Annotated in this window: 17 protein-coding genes; 7 read left to right on the forward strand and 10 right to left on the reverse strand. The window is 69.1% G+C overall.

From position 1 onward, the window contains the following. Window positions 1-13: 13 nt before the first annotated feature. From ACWEH3_RS16845 to thrS, 5 genes are all read right to left on the reverse strand, one after another. Window positions 14-1,567 carry a flavin-containing monooxygenase gene (locus ACWEH3_RS16845; RefSeq protein ID WP_450023541.1) on the reverse strand — a complete coding sequence of 518 codons (1,554 nt, stop codon included), beginning with the start codon at window positions 1,565-1,567 and terminating at the stop codon, window positions 14-16. Beyond that, window positions 1,564-2,421, reverse strand: a complete 858-nt coding sequence (locus ACWEH3_RS16850; protein ID WP_450023543.1) for an SDR family NAD(P)-dependent oxidoreductase — start codon at window positions 2,419-2,421, stop codon at window positions 1,564-1,566. The genes ACWEH3_RS16845 and ACWEH3_RS16850 overlap by 4 nt, the downstream gene beginning before the upstream one ends. After that, window positions 2,405-3,310: an alpha/beta fold hydrolase gene (locus ACWEH3_RS16855; RefSeq protein WP_450023545.1), complete on the reverse strand. Its 906-nt coding sequence runs from the start codon at window positions 3,308-3,310 to the stop codon at window positions 2,405-2,407. Before ACWEH3_RS16855 ends, ACWEH3_RS16850 begins: the two co-directional genes overlap by 17 nt. Beyond that, window positions 3,307-4,650, reverse strand: a complete 1,344-nt coding sequence (locus ACWEH3_RS16860; protein WP_450023547.1) for a cytochrome P450 — start codon at window positions 4,648-4,650, stop codon at window positions 3,307-3,309. The genes ACWEH3_RS16855 and ACWEH3_RS16860 overlap by 4 nt, the downstream gene beginning before the upstream one ends. Before the next feature lie 110 nt (window positions 4,651-4,760). Further along, window positions 4,761-6,053, reverse strand: a complete 1,293-nt coding sequence (gene thrS / locus ACWEH3_RS16865) for a threonine--tRNA ligase (protein ID WP_450023590.1) — start codon at window positions 6,051-6,053, stop codon at window positions 4,761-4,763. Between the two features lie 178 nt (window positions 6,054-6,231). On the opposite strand from thrS, the gene ACWEH3_RS16870 reads away from it, so the two are divergent. The 6 genes from ACWEH3_RS16870 to ACWEH3_RS16895 all read left to right on the forward strand — a co-directional run bounded on the left by ACWEH3_RS16870 (window position 6,232) and on the right by ACWEH3_RS16895 (window position 14,156). After that, window positions 6,232-7,530 (forward strand): ABC transporter substrate-binding protein, encoded by a 1,299-nt coding sequence (locus tag ACWEH3_RS16870; RefSeq protein ID WP_450023549.1) that lies wholly within the window; start codon window positions 6,232-6,234, stop codon window positions 7,528-7,530. Next, a complete protein-coding gene (locus tag ACWEH3_RS16875; RefSeq protein ID WP_450023551.1) occupies window positions 7,527-9,341 on the forward strand; it encodes a hypothetical protein in 1,815 nt (604 codons plus the stop codon). Before ACWEH3_RS16870 ends, ACWEH3_RS16875 begins: the two co-directional genes overlap by 4 nt. 31 nt (window positions 9,342-9,372) lie before the next feature. Further along, window positions 9,373-11,124, forward strand: coding sequence for a tetratricopeptide repeat protein (locus ACWEH3_RS16880; protein WP_450023553.1), 1,752 nt, complete (start codon window positions 9,373-9,375; stop codon window positions 11,122-11,124). A 91-nt stretch (window positions 11,125-11,215) separates the two neighbouring features. Next, entirely contained in the window at window positions 11,216-11,968 is a 753-nt protein-coding gene (gene purN / locus ACWEH3_RS16885) for a phosphoribosylglycinamide formyltransferase (protein ID WP_450023555.1), read from the forward strand. Next, entirely contained in the window at window positions 11,946-12,887 is a 942-nt protein-coding gene (gene sigJ, locus ACWEH3_RS16890; RefSeq protein WP_450023557.1) for an RNA polymerase sigma factor SigJ, read from the forward strand. Before purN ends, sigJ begins: the two co-directional genes overlap by 23 nt. 81 nt (window positions 12,888-12,968) lie before the next feature. Continuing rightward, complete coding sequence (locus ACWEH3_RS16895) at window positions 12,969-14,156, forward strand: NAD(P)/FAD-dependent oxidoreductase (RefSeq protein ID WP_450023559.1); 1,188 nt, start codon at window positions 12,969-12,971, stop codon at window positions 14,154-14,156. A gap of 63 nt (window positions 14,157-14,219) precedes the next feature. Here ACWEH3_RS16895 and ligD read toward each other — a convergent pair whose 3' ends face one another. The 4 genes from ligD to ACWEH3_RS16915 form a co-directional block, all read right to left on the reverse strand. Beyond that, window positions 14,220-15,161, reverse strand: coding sequence for a non-homologous end-joining DNA ligase (gene ligD, locus ACWEH3_RS16900; protein WP_450023592.1), 942 nt, complete (start codon window positions 15,159-15,161; stop codon window positions 14,220-14,222). A 128-nt stretch (window positions 15,162-15,289) separates the two neighbouring features. Further along, window positions 15,290-15,949 (reverse strand): TetR/AcrR family transcriptional regulator, encoded by a 660-nt coding sequence (locus ACWEH3_RS16905; protein ID WP_450023561.1) that lies wholly within the window; start codon window positions 15,947-15,949, stop codon window positions 15,290-15,292. After that, on the reverse strand, window positions 15,843-17,348 hold the full coding sequence (locus ACWEH3_RS16910; RefSeq protein ID WP_450023563.1) for an MFS transporter: 1,506 nt from the start codon (window positions 17,346-17,348) through the stop codon (window positions 15,843-15,845). The genes ACWEH3_RS16905 and ACWEH3_RS16910 overlap by 107 nt, the downstream gene beginning before the upstream one ends. A gap of 280 nt (window positions 17,349-17,628) precedes the next feature. After that, the gene (locus ACWEH3_RS16915) at window positions 17,629-18,834 is read right to left on the reverse strand and encodes a site-specific integrase (protein ID WP_450023565.1); all 1,206 of its coding nucleotides are present in this window, start codon (window positions 18,832-18,834) and stop codon (window positions 17,629-17,631) included. Window positions 18,835-19,286: 452 nt separating this feature from the next. On the opposite strand from ACWEH3_RS16915, the gene ACWEH3_RS16920 reads away from it, so the two are divergent. Then, window positions 19,287-20,909 carry a carboxylesterase/lipase family protein gene (locus ACWEH3_RS16920; protein WP_450023566.1) on the forward strand — a complete coding sequence of 541 codons (1,623 nt, stop codon included), beginning with the start codon at window positions 19,287-19,289 and terminating at the stop codon, window positions 20,907-20,909. 105 nt (window positions 20,910-21,014) lie between these two features. On the opposite strand, the gene ACWEH3_RS16925 is transcribed toward ACWEH3_RS16920, so the two are convergent. Then, a complete protein-coding gene (locus ACWEH3_RS16925; RefSeq protein ID WP_364426483.1) occupies window positions 21,015-21,200 on the reverse strand; it encodes a hypothetical protein in 186 nt (61 codons plus the stop codon). Window positions 21,201-21,410 lie beyond the last annotated feature (210 nt).

A 21,410-nucleotide genomic window follows, 5' to 3' on the forward strand; every position in this document is an offset into this window, starting at 1 on the left:
AGAATCAGGTTAGTTACTCCTTTCGGTTCGTCGCGTCCGGCCCGAGTCCGCGGCCGGATGTCAGGCCGTGGAGCCCGGAATCGTGTGCCGATGCCATCGCCTGGTCGTCGTCGGAGGATGTGCCGCCACGGGTGAAGCGGATGGTGCCGTCATCGATGCGGCCGTAGCGGAGGGTGAGCACGTCGTGGGCGTAGCTCATGCCCAGCCGCCAGGGAGCCCGCGAACCCGCTTTGGGGAATCGGTCGATATCGCGCAATACATAACCGGCTTGGAAGTCCAGCAGCGGTGTGGGTGTCACCGCGGGGTCGGGCCACGGAATGGTCTGCCGGTAGCCGCCCGCGTCCATGTGCCGCAGCAGTCGGCAGACGAATTCGCTGACCAGATCGGCTTTCAGCGTCCAGGACGCGTTGGTGTAGCCGATGGTGAACGCGAAATTCGGCACTCCGCTGAGCATCATGCCCTTGTAGGCCATGGTGTGCTGCAGTGCGACCTCGTGTCCGTCGACGGTGAGGCGCAGGCCGCCGAGCGCGAGCAGTCGCAGCCCGGTCGCGGTAACCACCACATCGGCGTCGAGCTCGCGGCCGGATGCCAGGCGCAGCCCGGTCGCGGTGAACCGGTCGATGCGATCGGTGACCACCGTGGCGCGGCCGTCGCGGATCGCGCGGAACAGGTCGCCGTCCGGCACCAGGCACAGCCGCTGATCCCACGGCTGGTAGACGGGTTTGAAATGGGTGTCGACGTCGTAGCCTGCGGGCAGTTGCTTGACGGTCAGGTTGCGGATGAATCTGCGCATCTGTCGGGGCCGCCGTCGGCTCAGCTGGTAGATCAGTGTGCTGACCAGCACGTTCTTCCATCGGACCACGGTGTAGGCCCGTTTCGGTCCCAGTAGTGCGCGTAGCCGGTTGGCCAGGGCGTCGCGGGCGGGCACGGGCAGGATGTAGGTCGGGGAGCGTTGCAGCATCGTCACGTGCGCGGCGGTGTCGGTCAGCGCGGGTACCAGGGTGACCGCGGTGGCGCCGCTGCCGATGACGACCACCCGCTTGCCCGCGTGATCGAGGTCGGTGGGCCAGTGCTGCGGATGCACCAGCTGTCCGCGGAAGTCGCCGATGCCGGCGAACTGCGGGGTGTAGCCCTCGTCGTAGTGGTAGTAACCGCTGCACACGAGCAGGAAGTCGCAGGTGAATTCGCGGTTGCCGCCGTCGTGTTCGGCCGACACCGTCCAGCGTGACTCGGCGCTGGACCAGGATGCTTCGGTCACCCGGTGCCCGTACCGGATGAACCGGTCGATGCCGGCGTCGGCGGCCGTTTCGCGGATGTAGCGCAGGATCGCGGGACCGTCGGCGATGGCTTCGGCTTGCGTCCACGGTCGGAATCGATATCCGAGGGTGTGCATGTCGGAGTCCGAACGCACTCCGGGGTAGCGGAACAGGTCCCAGGTACCGCCGAGAGTGTCGCGTGCTTCGAGGATCGCGTAGGTGCGGTGCGGGAAGGCGGCCTGCAGGTGGTGGGCCGCGCCGATGCCGGACAGGCCCGCTCCGATGATGAGGACGTCGAGGTGTTCGCTCATGCCCGTGCTCCTTTCGGTTCCCGGGTGCGCAGGCTGCGCTCCAGCAGCGCGACCACTCCGTAGTAGTGGGTGGGTGTCACCCGTGCCAGGGCGTCGAACAGGTAGGCGTCGGGGCCGACGAGGATGCGGGACTTGCCGTGTTCCACTCCGCGGCGGATGATTTCGGCCGCCTTCTGCGGCGTGGTCAGTGCTATGGTCTCGAATTCGGCCGCCATCTGCTCGTGCGTGCGGCCCCGGCCCTCGGGGTCCTTGCGTACGCGGGCGTTGCGGGCGATGTTGGTGCTGATGCCGCCAGGGTGGACGTTCACCGCGGAGACACCGGTGCCGCGCAGTTCCTGGCGCAGGGCGTCGGTGAATCCGCGGACGGCGAATTTGGCCGCGCAGTAGGCGCTTTGGTTGGGCATGCCCAGCAGCCCGAACACGCTGGAGGTGTTGACGATCACGCCGTGGTCCTGCTCGACGAGAATAGGCAGGAAGGCGCGGGTGCCGTTGACGACTCCGTCGAAGTTGATGCGCCGCAGCCATTCGTCGTCTTCGGCGACGGCGTCGAGCACCGAGGAGGAGACCGCGACACCGGCGTTGTTGAACACCGCGGCCAGCGGCGCGGACAGCCAGTCGCGGACTTCGTCGGCGAAGACGAGCTGGTCGGCGGCGTCGCGCACGTCCAGGACGCGGGTCAGCACCGGCCCGGTCAGCGACGCGGCCGTCTCCTTCAGCCCGGCCTGGTCGATATCTGCGATCGCGACGGGAGAGCCGGTGCGGGAAAGCAACCGGGCGAGGCTGCGGCCGATCCCGGAGGCCGCGCCGGTGATCATGACCGGGCGGCCGGATAACGGCCTACGGGTGCGGGGCATCGATGCTCCTGCTTTCGGACGTGCGGATGTGTTCGTGGATGAGGTCGGCGAGTGTCGGCCACACCGCGGCGGGCAGGTCGTGGCCCATACCCGCGAGGGTGTGCAGGCGCGCGTGCGCGATCGCGCGAGCGGTGGCGCCGGCGCCGGTCGGGGCGACCATCCGGTCACGATCGCCGTGCAGCACCAAGGTCGGGGCGGTGACCGCGCGCAGTTCGCGGGTCCGGTCACCGGATTTCACGATGCCCGCCAATTGCCGGCCGACGCCCGCTGCGGGCCTGGGGTCGCGATCCCAGGTGCAGGCGGCTCGCGCGCGCACGGCGGACTCGTCGAAGGGGTATCCGGCCGAGCGGATGTGCCGGTACATGCGCACGGCGCGATCGATGTGCTCATCGCGGGTGCGTGCCGGTCGGGCGAACATCAACCGCCAGGTCGACCAGGCCGGGCGGCCGACCCGCGCGGCGCCGGTGGTGGACATGATCGAGGTCAGGGATGCGACCCGGGCGGGATGGTGGGCGGCGACGGTCTGGGCGATCATTCCGCCCATCGACATGCCGACCAGATGCGCCGAGGGCAGCTCGAGCGCGTCGAGCAATCCGACGGTGTCGGCGGCCAGATCGGCCAGCGTGTACTGCTCGCGATGCCAGCGCCGCCGCAGCAACTGCATCGGCGCCGGTGGCGGGAAATTCGCATGCGTCGAGCGGCCGACGTCCCGGTTGTCGAAACGGACGACCCGGCAGCCGCGCGCCACCAAGAGTTCGCACAACCCGTCGGGCCACTCGTGTAACTGTTGACCCAATCCGGCGATCAACAGCAGTGGGACACCGCCGGAGCCGTGCTGCTCGTAGGCGAGGGTGACGCCGCGGCCGACTTCGGCGAACTGCTCGCTCATACCGCCGCCTCGGCGGCGCGGTCGAGCGCTTGCCCAGTGGACGGCGGTGTGCGGCGGTGCACCACGGCGCGGCCCTTCTCGGCCGGGACGAGCGCGACGCCGCGGAAGTGCGTGCGCTCGTCGCGGGCATCGGTGGGTTCGAGCGTGAAATCGCGCAGCAGCGTACGCAGCACGACGTTCATCTCCATGGTGGCGAACGCGGCGCCGATGCAGCGGCGGCTGCCGCCGCCGAACGGGATCCAGCTGAATGTGCCCGGGCGTACGCCGACGAACCGGTCGGGGTCGAAGGCGCGGGCGTTCGGGAAGAGTTCCTCGTTGTCGTGCATCAACCGGATGTTGGCCACGACCTTCTGACCCTTGGGCAGGGTCCACCGTCCCAGCTGCAGGGTTTCGGCCCGGACCTGCCGGAACGTCGCGTCGATGACCGGCCGCACGCGCTGCACCTCCAGCAGCGTCGCCTCGCGCAGTTGCGATCCGCCCGCGTCGGCTTCGGCGACCAAGCGGTGCAGGATGTCCGGGTGCCTGCGCAGCCGCTCGATCGTCCACGACAGCGTCGTCGCCGTCGTCTCGTGTCCGGCGGTGAGCAGGGTCAGCAACTCGTCGGCGATCTCGCTGTGTGACATGGCCGAGCCGTCGTCGTAGCGCGCTTGCAGCATCATCGCGAGCACGTCGTCGCGCTCCTCGATCCGGTCGCTCGCGGCGCGGTCGATGAGTTGTCCGACGATCTCGTCGTAGCGGCGGCGGTAGGCCGCGAAGCGGGCCCAGGGGCCGAACCGGCCCAGGGCCCGCTGGGGAACCGGGATCGCGGCGAGGCCGGAGGCGATCAGGACGAGTCTGGGCAGCAGTCGGCGCAGTTCCTCGAATTCCGCGCCTTCGGCGCCGAAGACCGCGCGCAGGATCACGTTCAGCGTGATCCGCATCATCGAGTCCATCGTGGCGAACTCGCGGCCCGAGGGCCACGAGGCCATCTCGCGGACGGCTTCCTCTTCGATGAGCGATTCGTACACCGTCAGCCTGCGGCCGTGGAACGGCGGGGTGAGCAGTTTGCGCTGCTTGCGGTGGTCGGCGCGGCTCAGCGCGAACAGCGAACCGGGGCCGAGGAATTGGCCGAGGTTGATGTCGACGTTGTCGACGAGGTCGGCGCTCGCGGTGAACAGGGCTTTGATCTCGGCGGGATCGGCGAGCACGACCGACCGCCCGAATCGGGGCATCTGGACGGTGAAGGCCGATCCGAAACGATCGTGCATGCGCCGCCAGGTCCGGGTGCGCCCGGCCAGGATCTGCAGGTTCTGCACGATCGCCGGGGTGGAAGGCCCGTCGGGAAGTCGCACAGCGGGCATACGCCCACCTCCTCGTGTGGTACTTCGATGTACCACCCGTACGGTACGCGCACGTACCACGTTGTGGCAAGGCTCACATCATGGCGACCCGTGCCGCCGCCGCGAGCCCGTCAGCAGTCGTCCCACAATGCCGCGCTGTGGGAGGCGAGCAGAGCGGCGATGCGGTCGAGCGCTTCGGCGGCGGGCAACGGGCCGAGGCGGCGACCGTCACGCAGCCGCAACGCCACACGGTCGGCGGTGAGTTCCTCGGCGCCGATGATCGCCTGATACGGCGCGAGCCGGTGCTCGCGGACGCGAGCGGCGAGGCTGCCGCGATCCGGCGGCGCGACCGCCACCCGCAGCCCGCCCTCCCGGCAACGGCGCTCGAATCGGGCTGCCGCGCAGTGCTGGGCCTCGGTCACCGGCAGCACGACCACCTGGGTCGGCGCCAGCCAGGCCGGGAACCGGCCGCCGTGGCATTCGATCAAATGGGCCACGGCCCGTTCGATGCTGCCGATGATGCTGCGGTGCACCATGACCGGACGGTGCGCGACGCCGTCGGCGCCGGTGTAGCGCAGATCGAACCGCTCCGGTTGATGGAAATCGACCTGCACGGTGGACAGGGTGGACTCCCGTCCCGCGCTGTCGCACACCTGCACGTCGATCTTCGGGCCGTAGAACGCGGCTTCGCCGTTCACCGCGTCGTAACGCAGGCCGCGCTCGTCCATGGCGGCGGTGAGCACGGCGATCGACCGCTCCCACAAATCCGGAGCGGCAACGTATTTCCCGCCGGGACCGGGCAGCGACAACCGGTAGCGGGCAGCGCGGATGTCCAGTGCGACATAGGCGTCGGCGATCATCGCCAGCGCTGCGGCGACCTCGCCGGCGGCTTGATCGAGGGTGCAGAAGATATGCGCGTCGTTGAGCTGGATCCCGCGCACCCGGGCCAATCCGCCCAGCACGCCAGAGAGCTCGCAGCGATACATGCCACCCAATTCGGCTATGCGCAGGGGTAATTCGCGATAGCTGTGCGCACGGGAACGGAACAGCAGGGCGTGATGGGGACACAGGCTCGGGCGCAGCACCACCTGCTCACCGCCGAGATCCATCGGCGGGAACATCTCGTCGCGGTAATGCCGCCAATGTCCGGACAATTCGTAGAGTTCACGTTTGCCGAGCACCGGCGAATACACGTGGTGGTAGCCCGCGCGGCGTTCGGCGGCGCGGATGTAATCCTCGAGGGCGTGGCGCACGGCCGCGCCGTCCGGCAGCCAGAACGGCAGTCCCGCGCCGATGAGCGGGTCGGTGTCGAACAGATTCAGCGCACGGCCGAGGCCGCGGTGGTCGGGCATGATGGTCTCCTCGTCGACAGAGGGCGAGTGACCACGAGACGAAACCCCGGGGCACTCGCCCCGGGCTGGAATGAACGTGGATCAGCGCGCCGGGACGAATTCCGGCGTCGTCGTCACAGCTGCGCGCTCCATGCCGGTGACGCTAGCAGAGGCGCCCGCGCCCGCGCACGAGAGTTTGCAAAGCGGCCACCGCCGCGACGGCTCTGACGCATAATCGAGTTCGACTGGCACGCAATGACATCGGGGGTCGATGGGGACGCGCAGAGCGGTGCTGCAAGCGGGAATGGTCCTCCCGCTGGCTGCCGCGTGCGCGCCGGAGGTGCTGCTGGGCAGCTCGGACGCGGTGCGCGTCGGCGTGTCCTGGAGCGGCCAGGAACTCGCCGCCTTCCACGCCGTCCTCGACGGGCTGGACCTCGGCTTCGAGGTCGAGGTCATCCCCCTCGGCGACAACACCGACACCGCGTTCACCGCAGGCGGCCGCTCCGCGCCGGACGTGGTGCTGCTTCCGCAGGCCGGGCGGGTGCGCGAACTCGCCGACGCGGGCAAACTGCGGCCCGTCGCCGAGACGGTGTGGGCCGATGAACTCGGCACCCGCTACGCCCAACCCTGGCGACTGTTGCTGCGCTACGAGAGCCGGCTCTACGGTGTGCCGTTCAAAGCCGCGGACAAATCGCTGGTGTGGTTCGACCGCCAACAGTTCGATACTCACGGCTTGGGCGAACCGGCGGCATGGACTCTCGACGGCTGGGTCGACCGGATGGAGGTGCTCGCGCAGACGCCGACCCGCCTGCTGGCGCTGGCCGCCGCCGACGGCTGGGTGCTCACAGATTTCTTCGAGAACGTCCTGCTCGCCGAATCACCCCGCATCTACGACGAATTGGCCTCCAAGAACCACCGGGAACGGGAATGGGATAACCCGGCGGTGCGGGCCGCCTTCGGTCACCTGGGGACGCTGTGGGGACAGCGGCACGCGTTCCCCGGTGGCGTCGGCGTCGCGCTGACCAGGCAGTTCTCCGACGCCATCCGAGAGGTATTCCAGCATCGCCGGGCCGCGGCCATCGCCGCGCCCGACTTCGCCGAACCGATCGTGCGCAGCGCGGTCCGCGCGTCCGGGCGCGAGATCGACGACGCCGTCGGGGTGGTGGCCTTCCCGCCGGTGGACACCGCGCAGGGGCGGCCGAAGATCGTCGGCGGTGACGTGATCGTGGTGACGCGGCAGGCGACACCGCGCGCGGACGAACTGGTCGAGAAACTGGCCGCCGCTCGCGCCCCCCTGCCGTGGATCGAGCGCTACGGCGGCTTCCTCGCCCCGAACCTGCGCACCGAGGCGGACTACTCGCCGCTGCTGGCGCCCTCGGCGGGTGAGCTCGCCGCGCGCAGCACCTTCGATCTGTCCGACCGGATCGGGCCGGTAGGGGGACGGGAAGGATTGTGGCGGGTGCTGACGGAGTTCCTCATCGCGATCGGCGACGGCGGGCAGGCACGAACGACCGAGGCCACCGACCGTGCCATCGCCGCGCTGGACGACGTCGATCGGCGGGGCCGATGACGATGCCTCCGGATTTCGACGTCAACGGTCTGCGCATCGAGCTGGCCACCCGCCGCATGCGCGGGCCGCTGGTCGCGGGCGGCAGGCCACGGCGCTGGCTGGGCTGGGTAGCCGGGCTGCCCGCGACGCTGCTGACGGTGGCGCTGCTGATGCTACCGACGGGATGGACCGTGCTGATCGCCGCCCGGGCCAGCCCGTTGTCGGTGCTCGCGTGCGCGGTCGCCGCGACCGGTGCGCTGCTGCCCGCCGCGCTGCGCAGGCGGCGGGGCGTGCCGTGGATCCGAATTCTGCTGTGGCCGTTGTCGATCGGTGCCACGATCGCCGGACTGTGGCTGCTGGGCGGGACGATGAACGCCGACGGTCGCGGCGCGTACCTGCGCACGCTGTTGTGGGTGGCGTTCGGGATCGGGCTGCTGCTGGTGGCGCTGGCGATCGCCTGGTGGGGCCGGGCGGCGCGCTGGTTGTGGCTGCCGCTGATCGTGCCGTTCGGGGTGTCGGCGTTCGTGTCCGGGGTGGCGTTCCGGGTGATCTTCGGCAACGGCGCGCGGTGGCTGGACATCGAGGACGTCGGACTCTACCGGTGGTGGCTGGCGGCGATGCTCGGGTCGGCGTTCCTGTGGACCTGGCTGGGTTTCCTCACCGCGCTGTTCCGCGCGGGAATCCATGCGATCGAAGCCGATCCCGCGCGCGCCGGGTACCTCTACCGCGACGACGGCAGACCGCTGGCGATCCGGCTGTACGAGTTGCTGCGGCCGGTACTGCTGATCGCCGGACTGGCCGTCGGCGTCGCGGCCGCGCGGGTGTTCGACGTGGTGCTGATCGGGGTGCCGGGGGCGCTCGAATACCAGGTCGACAGCGCGACCGTGCACTGGTGGCGGCTGGCCGCCGACGCCGAACCCGGCGTGGCGGCGGCCTACGCGCTGCCGCTGGCTGTACTCGTGGGCGCGGTCGCCTGGCTGCTGCAAGTGGACGTACGCCATCACCGCGCGAGTTGGTCTGCGGTGCGCGCGATCTCGGTGGCGGGACGACGGCGCATCGGTCCGGTGCGAGCGGCGGGCATCGTGCTGGTGTCGGTGCTGGTGCTGTACCCGATCGGCGTGCTCGCCTATACCGGGTTGCGGACACACGACGGCTTCGGCTTCTCGGCCATCGCTCTGGTGTTGGGGGACGACGGACTGTGGCGTTCGCTGCAGACCACCGCCTGGGTCGCGGGGATCGTCACGGTGGTCGTGGTCACCGCCGCCGCGCCGGTGGCCTACCGGCTGGCCGCGCTGCGACCCAACGGCACCGCCGCACGGCTGGCCGTCGTAGCGCTGGTGGTGCTCGCGGTGATCCCCGCGCAGACCTACCTCGGACCGATCGATGGCCTCGTCGACACTTACGAACTGTCCGGAACCCGCATCCCGCTGATCCTTGTGCACGCCGCCGCCGGACTGCCGATCGCCATCCTCGTGCTGCGCGGCGCGATGCTCGCCCCGCCGGGCAGCACCGCCGCGGACGCACTGCACGGTCTGGCCAGTCCGGGCACCATCGCCCAGCGCGTGCTGGCCTCCTCCGGGCCCGCGCTGGGGGCGGTAGCGGTGCTGGAGTTCGTGCAGGTGTGGAACGACTTCTTCATCGGCCTCGTGGTCAGCGGAGCGGGCGCGAGCCCGTGGTCGCTGCTGCTGTGGGGCGAAGCGCGGCAATTCGGCGAGAACAGCGCGCAACTGGCCGCGGGATCGCTGGTGTCGGCGGTGCTGCCGGTGGTGCTGCTGCTGGTGACCTGGCGGCGCTGGGTGGTGCCGGGCCTGACCGGCGGAGTGCTGCGATGACGCGAGCCGCCGACAGCGAGGGAGGAATCGGGTGAGCACCTCGACCGAGCACACCGAACCGGTCGGGCAGACCGCCACACCCAGATCCTCCATCTGGATCGGGTTCCTGGGCACCGCGTCGCTGGTCGCCTACACGGTGCTGTTCGAGCTGGTGCGCACCCTGGTGGTGAATTCGTTCGGCGAGAACGCCGTCGTGCAGTTCTTCAACGGGCCGCTGCGCTGGTTGTCGGTGCTGTTCATCGCCGCGGCGGCGACCTACGCGCTGTACCGGTTCGCGCGCGGGTATCGCACCAAGGTGCGCACCGCCCGCGAAATGGACCTCATCGCGGGCCTCATCGAGCCGGGCCCCGCGCTCGCGGACCGCAGGCCGCGGGAAGCCGCGCCGCCGCGCCGGACGGTCGCGGCGCTCGACGGGCATCTCATCGCCGCGGTACTGCGGGACCTGCCGGTGCACGACTATGAAACCGTCGCGCTGCTGGCGGTGCTCAACGCCATTCGGGACACGCCGGGACGGTTGCCGCTGGCACGGGAACCCTCGGCCCGCACCGCGGCGAGACTGCTGGACGGTCTGCACCGCCGCGGAATTCTCGCCGGGCACGGTGCCCAGCGGTGGTGCGTGCGACAAGTGCCCAGGCTGCCGGATCGAGCGACGGTCACCGCCGGACCGCAGTGGGCCGCGGCGCTCACCGCGCTGCTGCACCACTACGCCGACCGCGCGGGGCGCTGGGCCATCGCGCTGGAGTCACGGCGCTTCGCGGTGGGCGCTCGCCGCTGGTTCGAAACCGAGGAACCGTACCTGCGCGCCCTGGTGGACGCGTGCGCGGCTCGAGTGGATCCACCGGATTCTCCGGATCCAGCGAATCCACCGGCTCGAGGCGTGGATTATCCCCCGGCGGCCGTCGCGCACCTGGTCGACATCGGCAACGCGTTGGACGTGTGGTATGCGCGTATCGGCCTGGAGGAGAACGGGCGCGGAGTGGCCGACGATCTGTGCGCGCTTCCCGAAACCGACGAGCTGAACCGCGATCTGTTGCTGCTGCGGGCGGGACGGCTCGCCGAGCGGCCGCGCGGCTACCGGCCGCGGCGATTGTCGACGAGCTTGGCCGCCCGCTGGGAGCATCAGGCGGCGCTGCGGGAGCTGGACGCCGGCTCGCCGGTGCTGGACAAGGTGGCCGAGCAGCTGGAGACCGCGTGGTGGCTGCTGCCGCGTGACGACGTCGCCGGTGAGGTGTGCGCCCTGATCAACCTCGCCGTCGTGCATATCCGGCAAGGACGCCTCGACGCCGCGCAGGATCGTCTCGAACTCGCCGAATCCCTCACCCGCTCCGGCCTCGATCCCGACGGACGCGCGCAGACCCACGAGACCATGGGCACGATGTGGTGGGCCCGCGGCGAACCCCGCCGCGCCCTGCGCTGCTGGCAACTCGCCCTCACCGCCTACCGCGCCCTCGACGACGACCTCGGCATCGGCCGCTGCCTGCAACACCTCGGCTCCGCGGTCGTCACCGACCCCGGCCACGCCACCCTGTTGCTGCCCATCGACCCACCCCTCACCCACACCGAGGCCCTGCGCCAAGCCGCCGGATGGCTCGCCGAAGCCCGCCGCAGGCACCCGGCGGCGCGTCACGCCGAATACTATGCGGCACAAGCTCCTTCGCGCCTGCGCGCCGATCGCGGTGTCCGCAACCTCCTCCCATCCCGCCGCCGCACCCCACCGGCCCGGATCGATCAATGGCCCGCGGCCGTCGAAGACCACGCCCACCGGCCGCAAACCCCTCGCTGACCTGCCTGTGGCCCGGCCGTTCGAGTTCGCAAACCGCAGCAGGAGAAGCGAACCCGGCCACTGCGAGTTCGCTGTGCCAGACTACGAAGCCGTGCCGGAACTTCGCGTCGCGGTGATCGCCTCCCACAACGGATCCAATCTGCGTGCGCTGCACAGAGCTTCCCTCGTCGCGGACGCGCGGTTCCGGATCGTGCTCGTCATCAGCAACAACAGCGACTCCGGTGCGCTGCGCTACGCCCGCGACAACGCGATCCCCGCCCGCCACCTGTCCGGACGCACCCACGACGACCCCGACGAAGCCATCCGCGCCGCGCTCGTCGAGCACTCGGCCGACTGGGTGGTCACCGCCGGATACCTGAAGAAGATCGGGCCGCGCACCAGGGCGGAGTTCTCCGGACGGATCATCAACGTCCACCCCGCACTGCTGCCCCGACACGGCGGCCCCGGTATGTACGGCGGGCACGTGCATCGAGCCGTCCTCGACGCCGGAGATCCCGTCAGCGGCGTATCCGTCCACCTCGTCTCGGACGAATACGACACCGGGCGGATCATCGCCCGGATAGAGGTACCGGTCCAGCCGGGTGACACCGTCGAGACACTCGGCGCGCGGGTGCTGCACGCCGAACACACGTTGCTTCCCGATGTGGTGCGACGAATCGCTACCCGGCGCACGGTCCGCTCCACTCTCGTCCTGGTCCGTCACGCTAAGCCGTTCACCCCTCGCGCGGGTGGGCCGGGCGACTACGAGCGGTCACTGACCGAGCTGGTCGGGGACCGCTACCGCTGGACACGACCGGTGCGCATAACCGACCATGTCCGACATGTTGCTCACGCGCGAGGCTGATCTGTTCGAACGCTCCAGGGGCCGCCTGGAAGCGATCGCCTACCGCTTGCTGGGCTCGGCCAGCGACGCCGAGGACGCGGTGCAGGAGACGTATCTGCGCTGGCAGGCCGCCGACCGCGAATACGTGGAGACGCCCGAGGCGTGGCTGACCAAGGTGCTCACCAATCTCTGCCTCAACCAGCTCACCTCCGCCCGCGCGCGCCGGGAAACCTATGTGGGGCAATGGCTGCCGGAGCCGCTGCTGGCCGGCGCCCCGATGCTGGGCCCGGCCGACACCGTCGAACAACGCGAATCGGTGTCGATCGCCATGCTCACGCTCATGGAACGGCTCACCGCCAAGGAACGCGTGGTGTATGTATTGCGCGAGGCCTTCGGCTACCCGCACCACGAGATCGCCGACCTGCTCGACATCACCGAATCCAATTGCCAGCAGGTCTATCGCCGCGCCAAACAGCACTTGGCCGTGGAACGGGCGCGTATCGAGGTGGACGAGACCGCCGCCCGCCGGATCGTGGAGGAATTCCTGGCCGCGGCGGTCAGCGGCCGAACCGATGAGCTGGTGCGGTTGCTCACCGATGACGCCACCATCATCGGTGACGGCGGCGCCTTCTTCGCCACCTTGAGCAGGCCGCTCGTCGGCGCCGAGCGCATCGCGACGTTCGTGCGGCTCGCCATCAAACCTTCGGGTGCCAAGTGGGACAAGCTCGGCGGCAAGCCCACGCCGTTCGCCGTGATCGTCAACGGCAGGCCCGCGCTGATCCTGGTGGCGCAGGATCGCATCGTCGGCGTCGTGGTGCTGGAGGTGACCGCCGACGGCATCGCCGCCGTGCACGCCCACGCCAACCCCGACAAGCTGGCATTCGCCAATCGCCAGTGGGCCACCTACGCACCGGGAGCACCCCTGCCCAATTTGTGGTGACCCACATCACATCCTGTTCCTGTCAGCATTCGTGCGGCTGTCCGGTTCAAGCTCCGAACCCACCGAGACAGGAGCAACACCATGAAGCACCGCATCGTCGTCCTCGGAGCCGGGTACGCCGGAGCCACCGCAGCCGGCCGCCTGGCCAAGCGACTGCACCGCGACGACGTCGAGATCACCCTCGTCAACGCCGATCACGACTTCGTCGAACGGGTACGCCTGCACCAGCTCGCCGCCGGGCAGGACCTGCCGGTTCGTCCACTGCGGAAGATGTTCGCCGGCACCGGCGTTCAGGTGCGCATCGCATGGGTCGATTCGGTCGACGCCGACCGCAAGACCGTCGAACTGATCGGCGATCAGGGGGCCGAGACCCTCGCCTACGACACACTCGTCTACTCCCTTGGCAGCACCGTCGCCGATTTCGGCGTGCCCGGCGTCGTCGAACACGCCCATCAGGTGGCGAGCAAGCACGCGGCGCTGCGGCTGCGGGAACGTCTGAGCCGGCTGCGGGCGGGCGAGACCGTGCTGATCGTCGGAGGTGGCCTGACCGGTATCGAAGTCGCCACCGAGATCGCCGAGGCGCGCCCGGATCTGAACGTCGCGATGGCCGCGCGCGGCGGCGTCGGCGACTGGCTCGACGAGAAGGCACAGAGCCACCTGCGCGGCGCGTTCCAACGCTTCGGTATCACCGTCCACGAGCACGCCGACGTCACCAGGGTCACCGAAGATGGCGTGACCACCCGATCGGGAGCGGAGATCCCTTCGCAAATGACTGTCTGGACAGCGGGATTCGCCGTGCACCCGATCGCGGCCGCCAGCACGCTGACCGTCTCCGAGGCCGGGCGGATCGTCGTCGACGCCACCCAGCGCTCGGTCTCGCACCCGGATGTATACGCCGTCGGCGATGCCGCGCACGCCGCGGGAGTGGGTGGCAGGACGTTGCGCATGGGCTGCGCCACCGCCTCCCCGATGGCCTGGCTGGGCGCCGATGCCATTGCCGCTCGGCTGACCGGACGTGCAGTTCCCGATACCCCCATCGGCTACAACAGCCAGTGCATCAGCCTCGGCCGCCGCGATGCCATCGTGCAGAAGGTGACCAAGGAGGATCAGCCGACCTCCAAGGTCGACGTGGGCCGCAAGGCCGCCCGCGTGAAGGAGCTGATCTGCTCCATCGCGGCCTGGTGCGTGAAGCACCCGACCCTACTGGCGCCGAGCCGGCGTCGCCGGGTCGTGGCGACCGGCGCAGAGGCTCCGGTCGCGACCGTCTGAGCGAGCGGGCGCGGAACCGGCGCAGGTCCGCCCCGGCCGGACGGGCTGGGGCGGACCTGTGTGTTATAGCGGCCATTTCGCGTCATGAGGAGACTTGTCGGGGCGCAGTCCGCGCCAGCTGGGGTGGCGCAGGCCCTCGGAGGTGGCTTCGCGATATGCGATGTCGCCGACGAGGACCGGCTCGACCCAGTGGGCGGATGCCGCCACCGCGCGCGGCGGAGGGACATCGAAGGGCGTGTCGGAGCGGGACAGCTCGTTCAGGCGAATTTGTAGCGAACGGCGGTCGCGCATGGTCCAGCCGGTGCCGACATTGCCGACGTGCACCAACTGATCGTTGTCGTCGTAGGCACCAAGCGCCAGCGAGCCGAAGGTCGCGGAGAAACGGCCCGTACCGGGCAGCCAGCCCGCTACGACGACCTCGGTCGTTTTGCGCAGCGGCGTCTTGATCCACAACGGAGACCGCCGCCCGGGGTAGTAGGCCGAATCGAGACGCTTGGCGACTATTCCCTCCAGGCCGTGTTCGCGAGCGACGTCGAGCAGCGTGTCGGCGTCGATATCGCGGTAGTACGGCGGGGTCCGGACCAGAGGCCGGTCCAGCGCCAGTTCCGCCAAACGCTCGCGACGCTCGGTGTAGGGGAGGTTCATGATGGACGCACCCTCGATAGCCAGGAGATCGAACGCCAGGTACTGCGCCGGGAATCCGCGCAGCAATTCCGCGCTGGGGGAGACGACATGCATCCGCCGTTGCAGGCGACCGAACGACGGCGCCCCCGTCTTCGGATCCGGTGCCACGATCTCCCCGTCGAGGATCAGCTCACCCCCCTCGGCCAGTTCGGCGAGAACCGCCGTGAGCTCAGGAAATGAGCCAGTGAGATCCCGATTGTTGCGACTGTAGAACCGGCATTCCCCTGCCCGGCACCGCGCGAGGGCGCGAATGCCGTCCCATTTCATCTCCAACGCCCACCGCCCGCGCTCCCGCGGTGGCCGTCCGGAGACGGCCAGCATCGGCGCCTGCACTGACAGCACTCAGTCAGCTTATCGCCAGCAAATATCAGGTCCTGGCTCCTCTTCGCGGCACTTACACAAGGCCACTGACACGCCACCCAGTGGGGGTCCGGCCAATCCCGCGCTGGTCAGCTGCCCGTCGGGGCCTCGCCGCACAGCAGGGGTTGCAGGAGTGGGACGTACAGGTCGGCGACTTCGTCGGGGTCGAGTTGGGTGAGCTGGTCGGCTTGGACGGTCGCGTAGAGGGCGCCGAGGCCGAGCAGCACACCGATGGCCATCTCCGCTCGCAGCGGGGCGCCCGGGCCAGGAAGGCGGGCGGCGAGGGCGTCGATGACCTGCGTGCGGAAGTTGGCTCGTGCCTGCCCGCCGAGTTCCAAATGGTGGCGGGAGAAGGCGATGCGCAGGATCGGGTCGCGGGTCTTTCCTCGTTGGGTGGCGATCAGGTGCAGGACCATGTGCCGGGCGAGGCGGTCCAAGGGGGCGTCGAAGAGGGCGGTGGCGTCGGCGTCGAAGGTGAAGACCTGGGTGAACAGGTGTTCCTTGGTGCCGTAGTACTTCATCACGAGCGCCGGGCTGACGCCTGCGTCGTCGGCGATGGCGGCGATGGTGGTGTCGGCGTAGGCGTGGCGTGCGAAGGCGCGCCGGGCTGCGGCGAGGATGTCCGCACGGCGGGCGTCGGCATCACGTGGTCGTGCCGACCGGTCCTGGGCCGGGTCGGACTTCGGCGGATCTATGGATTTCGATCGCAGGCGGGCGCTGCGCGGGGAGGGGGAGTTCGGGTCGGGCATTTTGTTCAGGCTCCTGGAGGAGGGACGGCGCGGGTCGCGGCTGGCGCGGGATGAGGCAGGCGGCCGCGCAGGCCAGCAGAGCGACCGCGCCTGCGACGGCGAAGGCCACGCGGTACCCGTCCAGGGTCGGCGCCGCCACGGCCACGCTTGCCGTGTCTGCGAACAGGCGGGTGTGCTGGGCCAGCACGGTGGCGACGACCGCGCTGCACAAGGCCTGCCCGATGGTGCGCATGAGCACGTTGAGGCCGTTCGCCGCGGCGGTCTGCTCCAGGGGCACCGCCCGCATGATCAGCAGGGGCAGGGCGGAGTAGGCGAGTGCCGTGCCGACCGAGACCACGGCCGCGCCCACGATCACCGCCCACAGTTGCCGACTGTCGGCGATGCGTAAGCCATAGCCGCCCGCGATGATCATCGTGCCCAGGGCGAGGGTGGCCTTGGCCCCGCGGGCGGCCGACAGGCGGGCGGACAAGGAAGCACACAACACCATGATCACACCGCTGGGCAGCAGGCATACACCCGCCGCCACCACCGAGAGCCCTAGGCCGTACCCGGTGGCCCGGGGCGCCTGGACCAGTTGCGCGGTGACAAGGGAGTTGGCGTAGAAGGCGAATCCGGCCAGCAACGCGGCCAAGTGGGGCAGCAGAACCGCCGGACGCATCGCGAGGCGCACGTCCACCAGCGGCCGCGACACGTGGCGCTGGTGGACATACCAGCCCGTCAGGATCAGCAGCGCCGCCCCCGACAGACCCAAAACCCGCCGACTGCCCCAGCCCCACTCGCCCGCCTTCGACAAAGCCAGCAGCAAAAACACCAGCCCCGCACTCAGCCCGCACGCCCCGAGTAGGTCGAAACGCCCCGGCGACCGGACCGGCTCTTCCCGCAGCAGCCGCCACGCCAGGGCGAGCACTCCCGTTGAGAGCATGGTCATGGCCCAAAACATCGCGTGCCAGTCCGCGTACTGCACCAGCAACGCGGCCAGCGGCAGACCGAGAGCCGCGCCGATGCCCACCGTCGAACTCATCAGCGCCACCGAGGAACCCGTCCGCTGCGGTGGCAGCACACCCCGCAGGAAACTGATCGACAGCGGCACCACTGCCGCGCCCACACCCTGCAGCGCCCGCCCTGCCAACAGCCACGGGAGGGTGGAGGCGAATGCGCACACCAGCGACCCGGCGGCGAGCGACCCGAGCGCGAGCAGCAGCATCGGCCGCTTGCCGTACATGTCCCCGGCACGCCCCAGCAGCGGGGTGGCGACCGCGCCGGTCAGCAGCGTCAGCGTGACTACCCACCCGGCATCGACCGGTGCCGCGCCGGTCAGACGGGGCAGTTGCGGCAGCAGCGGCACGACTGCGGTCTGCACCAGCGTGGTGACGATGCCGCCAGCCGCCAGAACGGCCATGACGCCACGGTCGGCAGTCAGAGACGTCGACGGATGCGAATCAATGGGCACAGCGAAACTCCTCGCAAGTGAATGGCGTTCACCAACATAAGTGAACGTCATTCACCTCGCAAGGGCCGGCATCCCACCTGCCACGGCGGCCGGCCACCGGCGGTCGACCTGCGGCGCGCAAGTTGCTCGCCGCGGTATCAACCGGCTCGAACAACACCGCGCCGTCGCCAGTCGCTACGAAAAAACAAGCGAGAATGCGGCTTCAGTGCAATTCATTCTGATTCCGGACTCACAGTCCGAGCTTGGTCACCGCGTTGTCTTCCAGAGGGTTTGCGGTGCGGATGTAGCCGTGAACGGTGCGCGGGTTGGTCCAGCGGCCCTGACGCATGATCTCGCGGTCACTGGCGCCGCCGAGCGCGGCCTGTGTGGCGAATCCGGCGCGCAGCGAATGTCCGGAGAACAGGTCGGGGTCGAGCCCGGCCCGGGCGGCATAACGCTTGACCAGTTCGGCGACCGCCCGTCCGGACATGGCGCGGTCGCCGATCGCGCCGTGCCGGTTGACGGTGGGGAAGAGAGGTAGGTCCGCGTCGGTGAGCGTGGTGCCGGTGAAGCCGTGGCAACGGTGGATGTCGGCCGAACTCGCGGGAAGGTCGGCGAGCCAGGAGCGGACACCGCAAGTCCCCGCGGCGGCATGCTTTTCGCGTAGCCGCAGCCAGTCGGCGAAGGCGCAGACCGGGCACGTCGCGGGTCGGCGGCCGCGGGGGAGGGCCAGGCGCTGTTCGGCCGCGCCGGTTGGATCGGTCTTCGTCGCGGGCAGCCGGATCAACAGAATCGGTTCGCCGGTCGTGTGGTCGAGGCCCACCTCTACGTCCCCGATGCGCAGACCGGCCAGTTCACTGCGGCGCAGGGCGCCCGCGAAACCGACGAGCAGTGCGAGCGCATCCCGGCGGCGGGCGGGTTCGGTGGGCCAGCCCGGTTCGGGTAGTCCGCCCAGCAGTTGATCGAGAGTGTGCAGCAGGACAGGGCGTTTGCGTCGGGGTTGCGTCCGCCGGGTGCGGCGGATGCCGCGCAGCGTCAGGCGCACCACATCGGATCGAGTCGGTGACGGCAGGCCGTTGGCCGCGTGCACCGCGGCGATGGCGGCCGACTTGCGTTCCAAAGTCGCGGGACTGAACGCCCATTCGCCGCCTGCGCGGCGCGCGTCGGCCGCCGCCGCGAGATAGACGGCCACATCCAGCGCGTCGGCCGGCAATGCCTGACGGCCCTCGGTGGCACACCACGCCGACCACGCCACCCAATCGGCCCGATAGGCGCGCAGAGTGTTCGCCGACTGCGACGCCTCCAGATACCTCCGCAGTGATCCGGCTTGATCGTCGTCGAAACGATCACGCACCAGCCGCAGCGCCGCCGCATCGACCAGCACGCTGCGCACCCCACGGCGCAACTCGCTGCGCACCGACTCCGGAACCGCGACCACGGTGGATCGATCGTCCATGGCTCGGGCTCCCGCGTTCCTATCGATGACGGACTGTTCGCGCCACGGCTTTCGGCGCAGGAAAGCCAGCCTACGGCACCGAAGCGGCACTCTCGCATGACAAACCGCGCGCTCGTCCTCCGCCTACCTCGTCTCCGCCTACCTCGTCTCCGGCTGCCCGCTGTGATCCGTGAAGTCGATGAAGGGGGTACCCAGTTTTTCACCTCTTTCGTAGCAATTTCGTTTCGTCACGCCAAACGCTACGCAACGTAATTCCGTCCACGGTGGCCGGGATCAAACCCGAATCTGACCGCCGATAAGGTTCACTTATCGGTGGTCAGAACTGGAGGGCTGATTTCGGAGACGACTGGATCTCGAGTGTCCCGTCTCGAGGAAACTGGACAAGTCTCAGTGAATCTGACGACCGTAAATGTGTATCCGGCCAATGTCTCGAAATTCCTGGCCACTGTGGCATGATCACCCGCGATCTGGCGTCGGCGAACGGCATGGACGGGGTGGTGGGTGTGACTGGCGGCGGTTCTGGTGTGCGCGTTGAAGGTTGGGGGAGTTTCGAACCAGAGATCCGAACGACTGCGGGGGTTGTGCGCGGCAGGTGGGAGAACGCAGTCGCGATCTTCCGGGGCATCCCCTTTGCCGAGTCACCATTCGGCGCGCGTCGGTTCGCGGCTCCCGTTGCAGTACAGCGGTGGGATGGTGTCCGCGACGCGCTGGAGTTCGGTCCACCGGTTCCCCAAGCGAGCCATCGAGGTTCGGTGATGTCGTCGGTCTCCGGCAGCACCGATGATGATTCCGCGGACTGTTTGACGCTCAACGTCTGGTCACCCGAGCTCGGTACCGTCGGGCTGCCGGTGATGGTGTGGATTCACGGGGGCCGATACCTCGAGGGCGCCGCCAGCAACCCGCACCAGGACGGTGCGACTCTCGCCGCGTGCGGTGTGGTGATGGTCAGCATGAACTATCGAGTGGGCGTGGAAGGTTTCGCCCACATCGCCGGGGCCCCGGACAACCGCGGCATTCTCGACCAGATCGCAGCCTTACGGTGGGTACAGGACAAGTTCGCCGCGTTCGGCGGCGATCCCGGCAACGTCACTGTGTTCGGCCAGTCCGCAGGAGCTGGTTCTGTCGCGGCGCTGCTCGCTATGCCCATGGCAGCGGGGCTGTTTCGTCGTGCGATATCGCAGAGCCTGCCGGGCACGTACTTCTCCCCACGGCTCGCCGGCGCGATCTCCGCGACGATCGCCGCGGAACTCAGTGTGCGCGCCACCGTCGATGAGCTCGCCGGTATCCCGCCGCGTGCGCTGATCGAGGCGACCGACGCGGTGATTCGGAAGATGCCCGAATTCGTCGAATCCTGGGGACCCACGGCGCTGACGCCTACGCCGTTCTCACCGGTTGTCGATGGCGTCGTACTGCCTGCTTCGCCGTGGCATGCGCTCGCCAACGGTGCCGCGCGGGGTATCGATCTGCTCATCGGACACACCCGTGACGAGTACTCGCTGTTCAACGCCTGGCGCGGCACAGAAATGACCGATGAGCATGCGACCGCCGCACTCGAACGTCTCGCGCCCGTCTCGGACAGCAGCGGCGGATACCGCGCCGCCTACCCGGAGGCCGCCCCTGAACAGCTGTATGAGCTCGTCAACTCCGACTGGCTGCTTCGGATGCCGAGCCTGCATCTCGCCGATGCCCAATACGCCGGGCATGGACCCGTGTGGCTCTATGAACTGTGCTGGAGCTTCCGCCGGGATCAGGGTGCCTCGCACAGCCTCGACATGCTGCTTGTGTTCGGCACGCTCAGCGCCGACGAGGTGCGTGGCCACCCCTTGGCCTACCCGAACGCCGCGAATGAGGTCCTGGAGGTCTCCTATCAAATGCGCAGCGCCTGGGTGCGTTTCGCGACCACCGGAAACCCTGGCTGGGCGTCCTACGATCCGGGAAGGCGATCCACTCGTGTCTACAGCGCCGAGCCGACTACCCAGCCTTATCCCGAGGAACGCTCACGCCTTATCTGGCATACACACCGGTTCGACTCCCTGGACCTATGTCAAAGCGTCGGAGCGGGAGGTGGTCGGTGACCAGCCAGGGGCATGGTCTGCACCTGGTGCCCAACCGCAGCCGTGGGTCACCCCGACGCCGTCGTGCGTGAAGCCCTGTATCCGGTGGTGGACTACACCTGCTTGTCACGGGCCGAGGAACAACCGTTCGTACGGCAGGCGGGGCAGCGGTAGATGTTCTTCGATGGTGTCGCAGATCAATTCGATTGTGACCCAATGCTTTCGGCTCCAGTCATCGATCACATTGCGAGCCGCCACGGCGGTGGCCGCGTAGTCGAAGACCATGCCACCCAACCAGATCCGCAGGTGCACATCGCTTCCGGGCGCAAACCGTTCATCGGTTGTCATGGCCTGGCGGCCCGGTTCGATCTTTCCGGACGAGGCACTAGGAGCGAACGGGAGTTGCCAGGGGTTGTCGGCAGTCGATCTCTGGCTCGAAGGATCTCCGGTGACTGGTGTCAGTTCCACGCCGGCTCGCCTAGCCGGGAGCCGAACACCACTTTGCCGAACGCTTGCGGTTGG

This window comes from Nocardia sp. NPDC004718 (genome assembly GCF_053601535.1).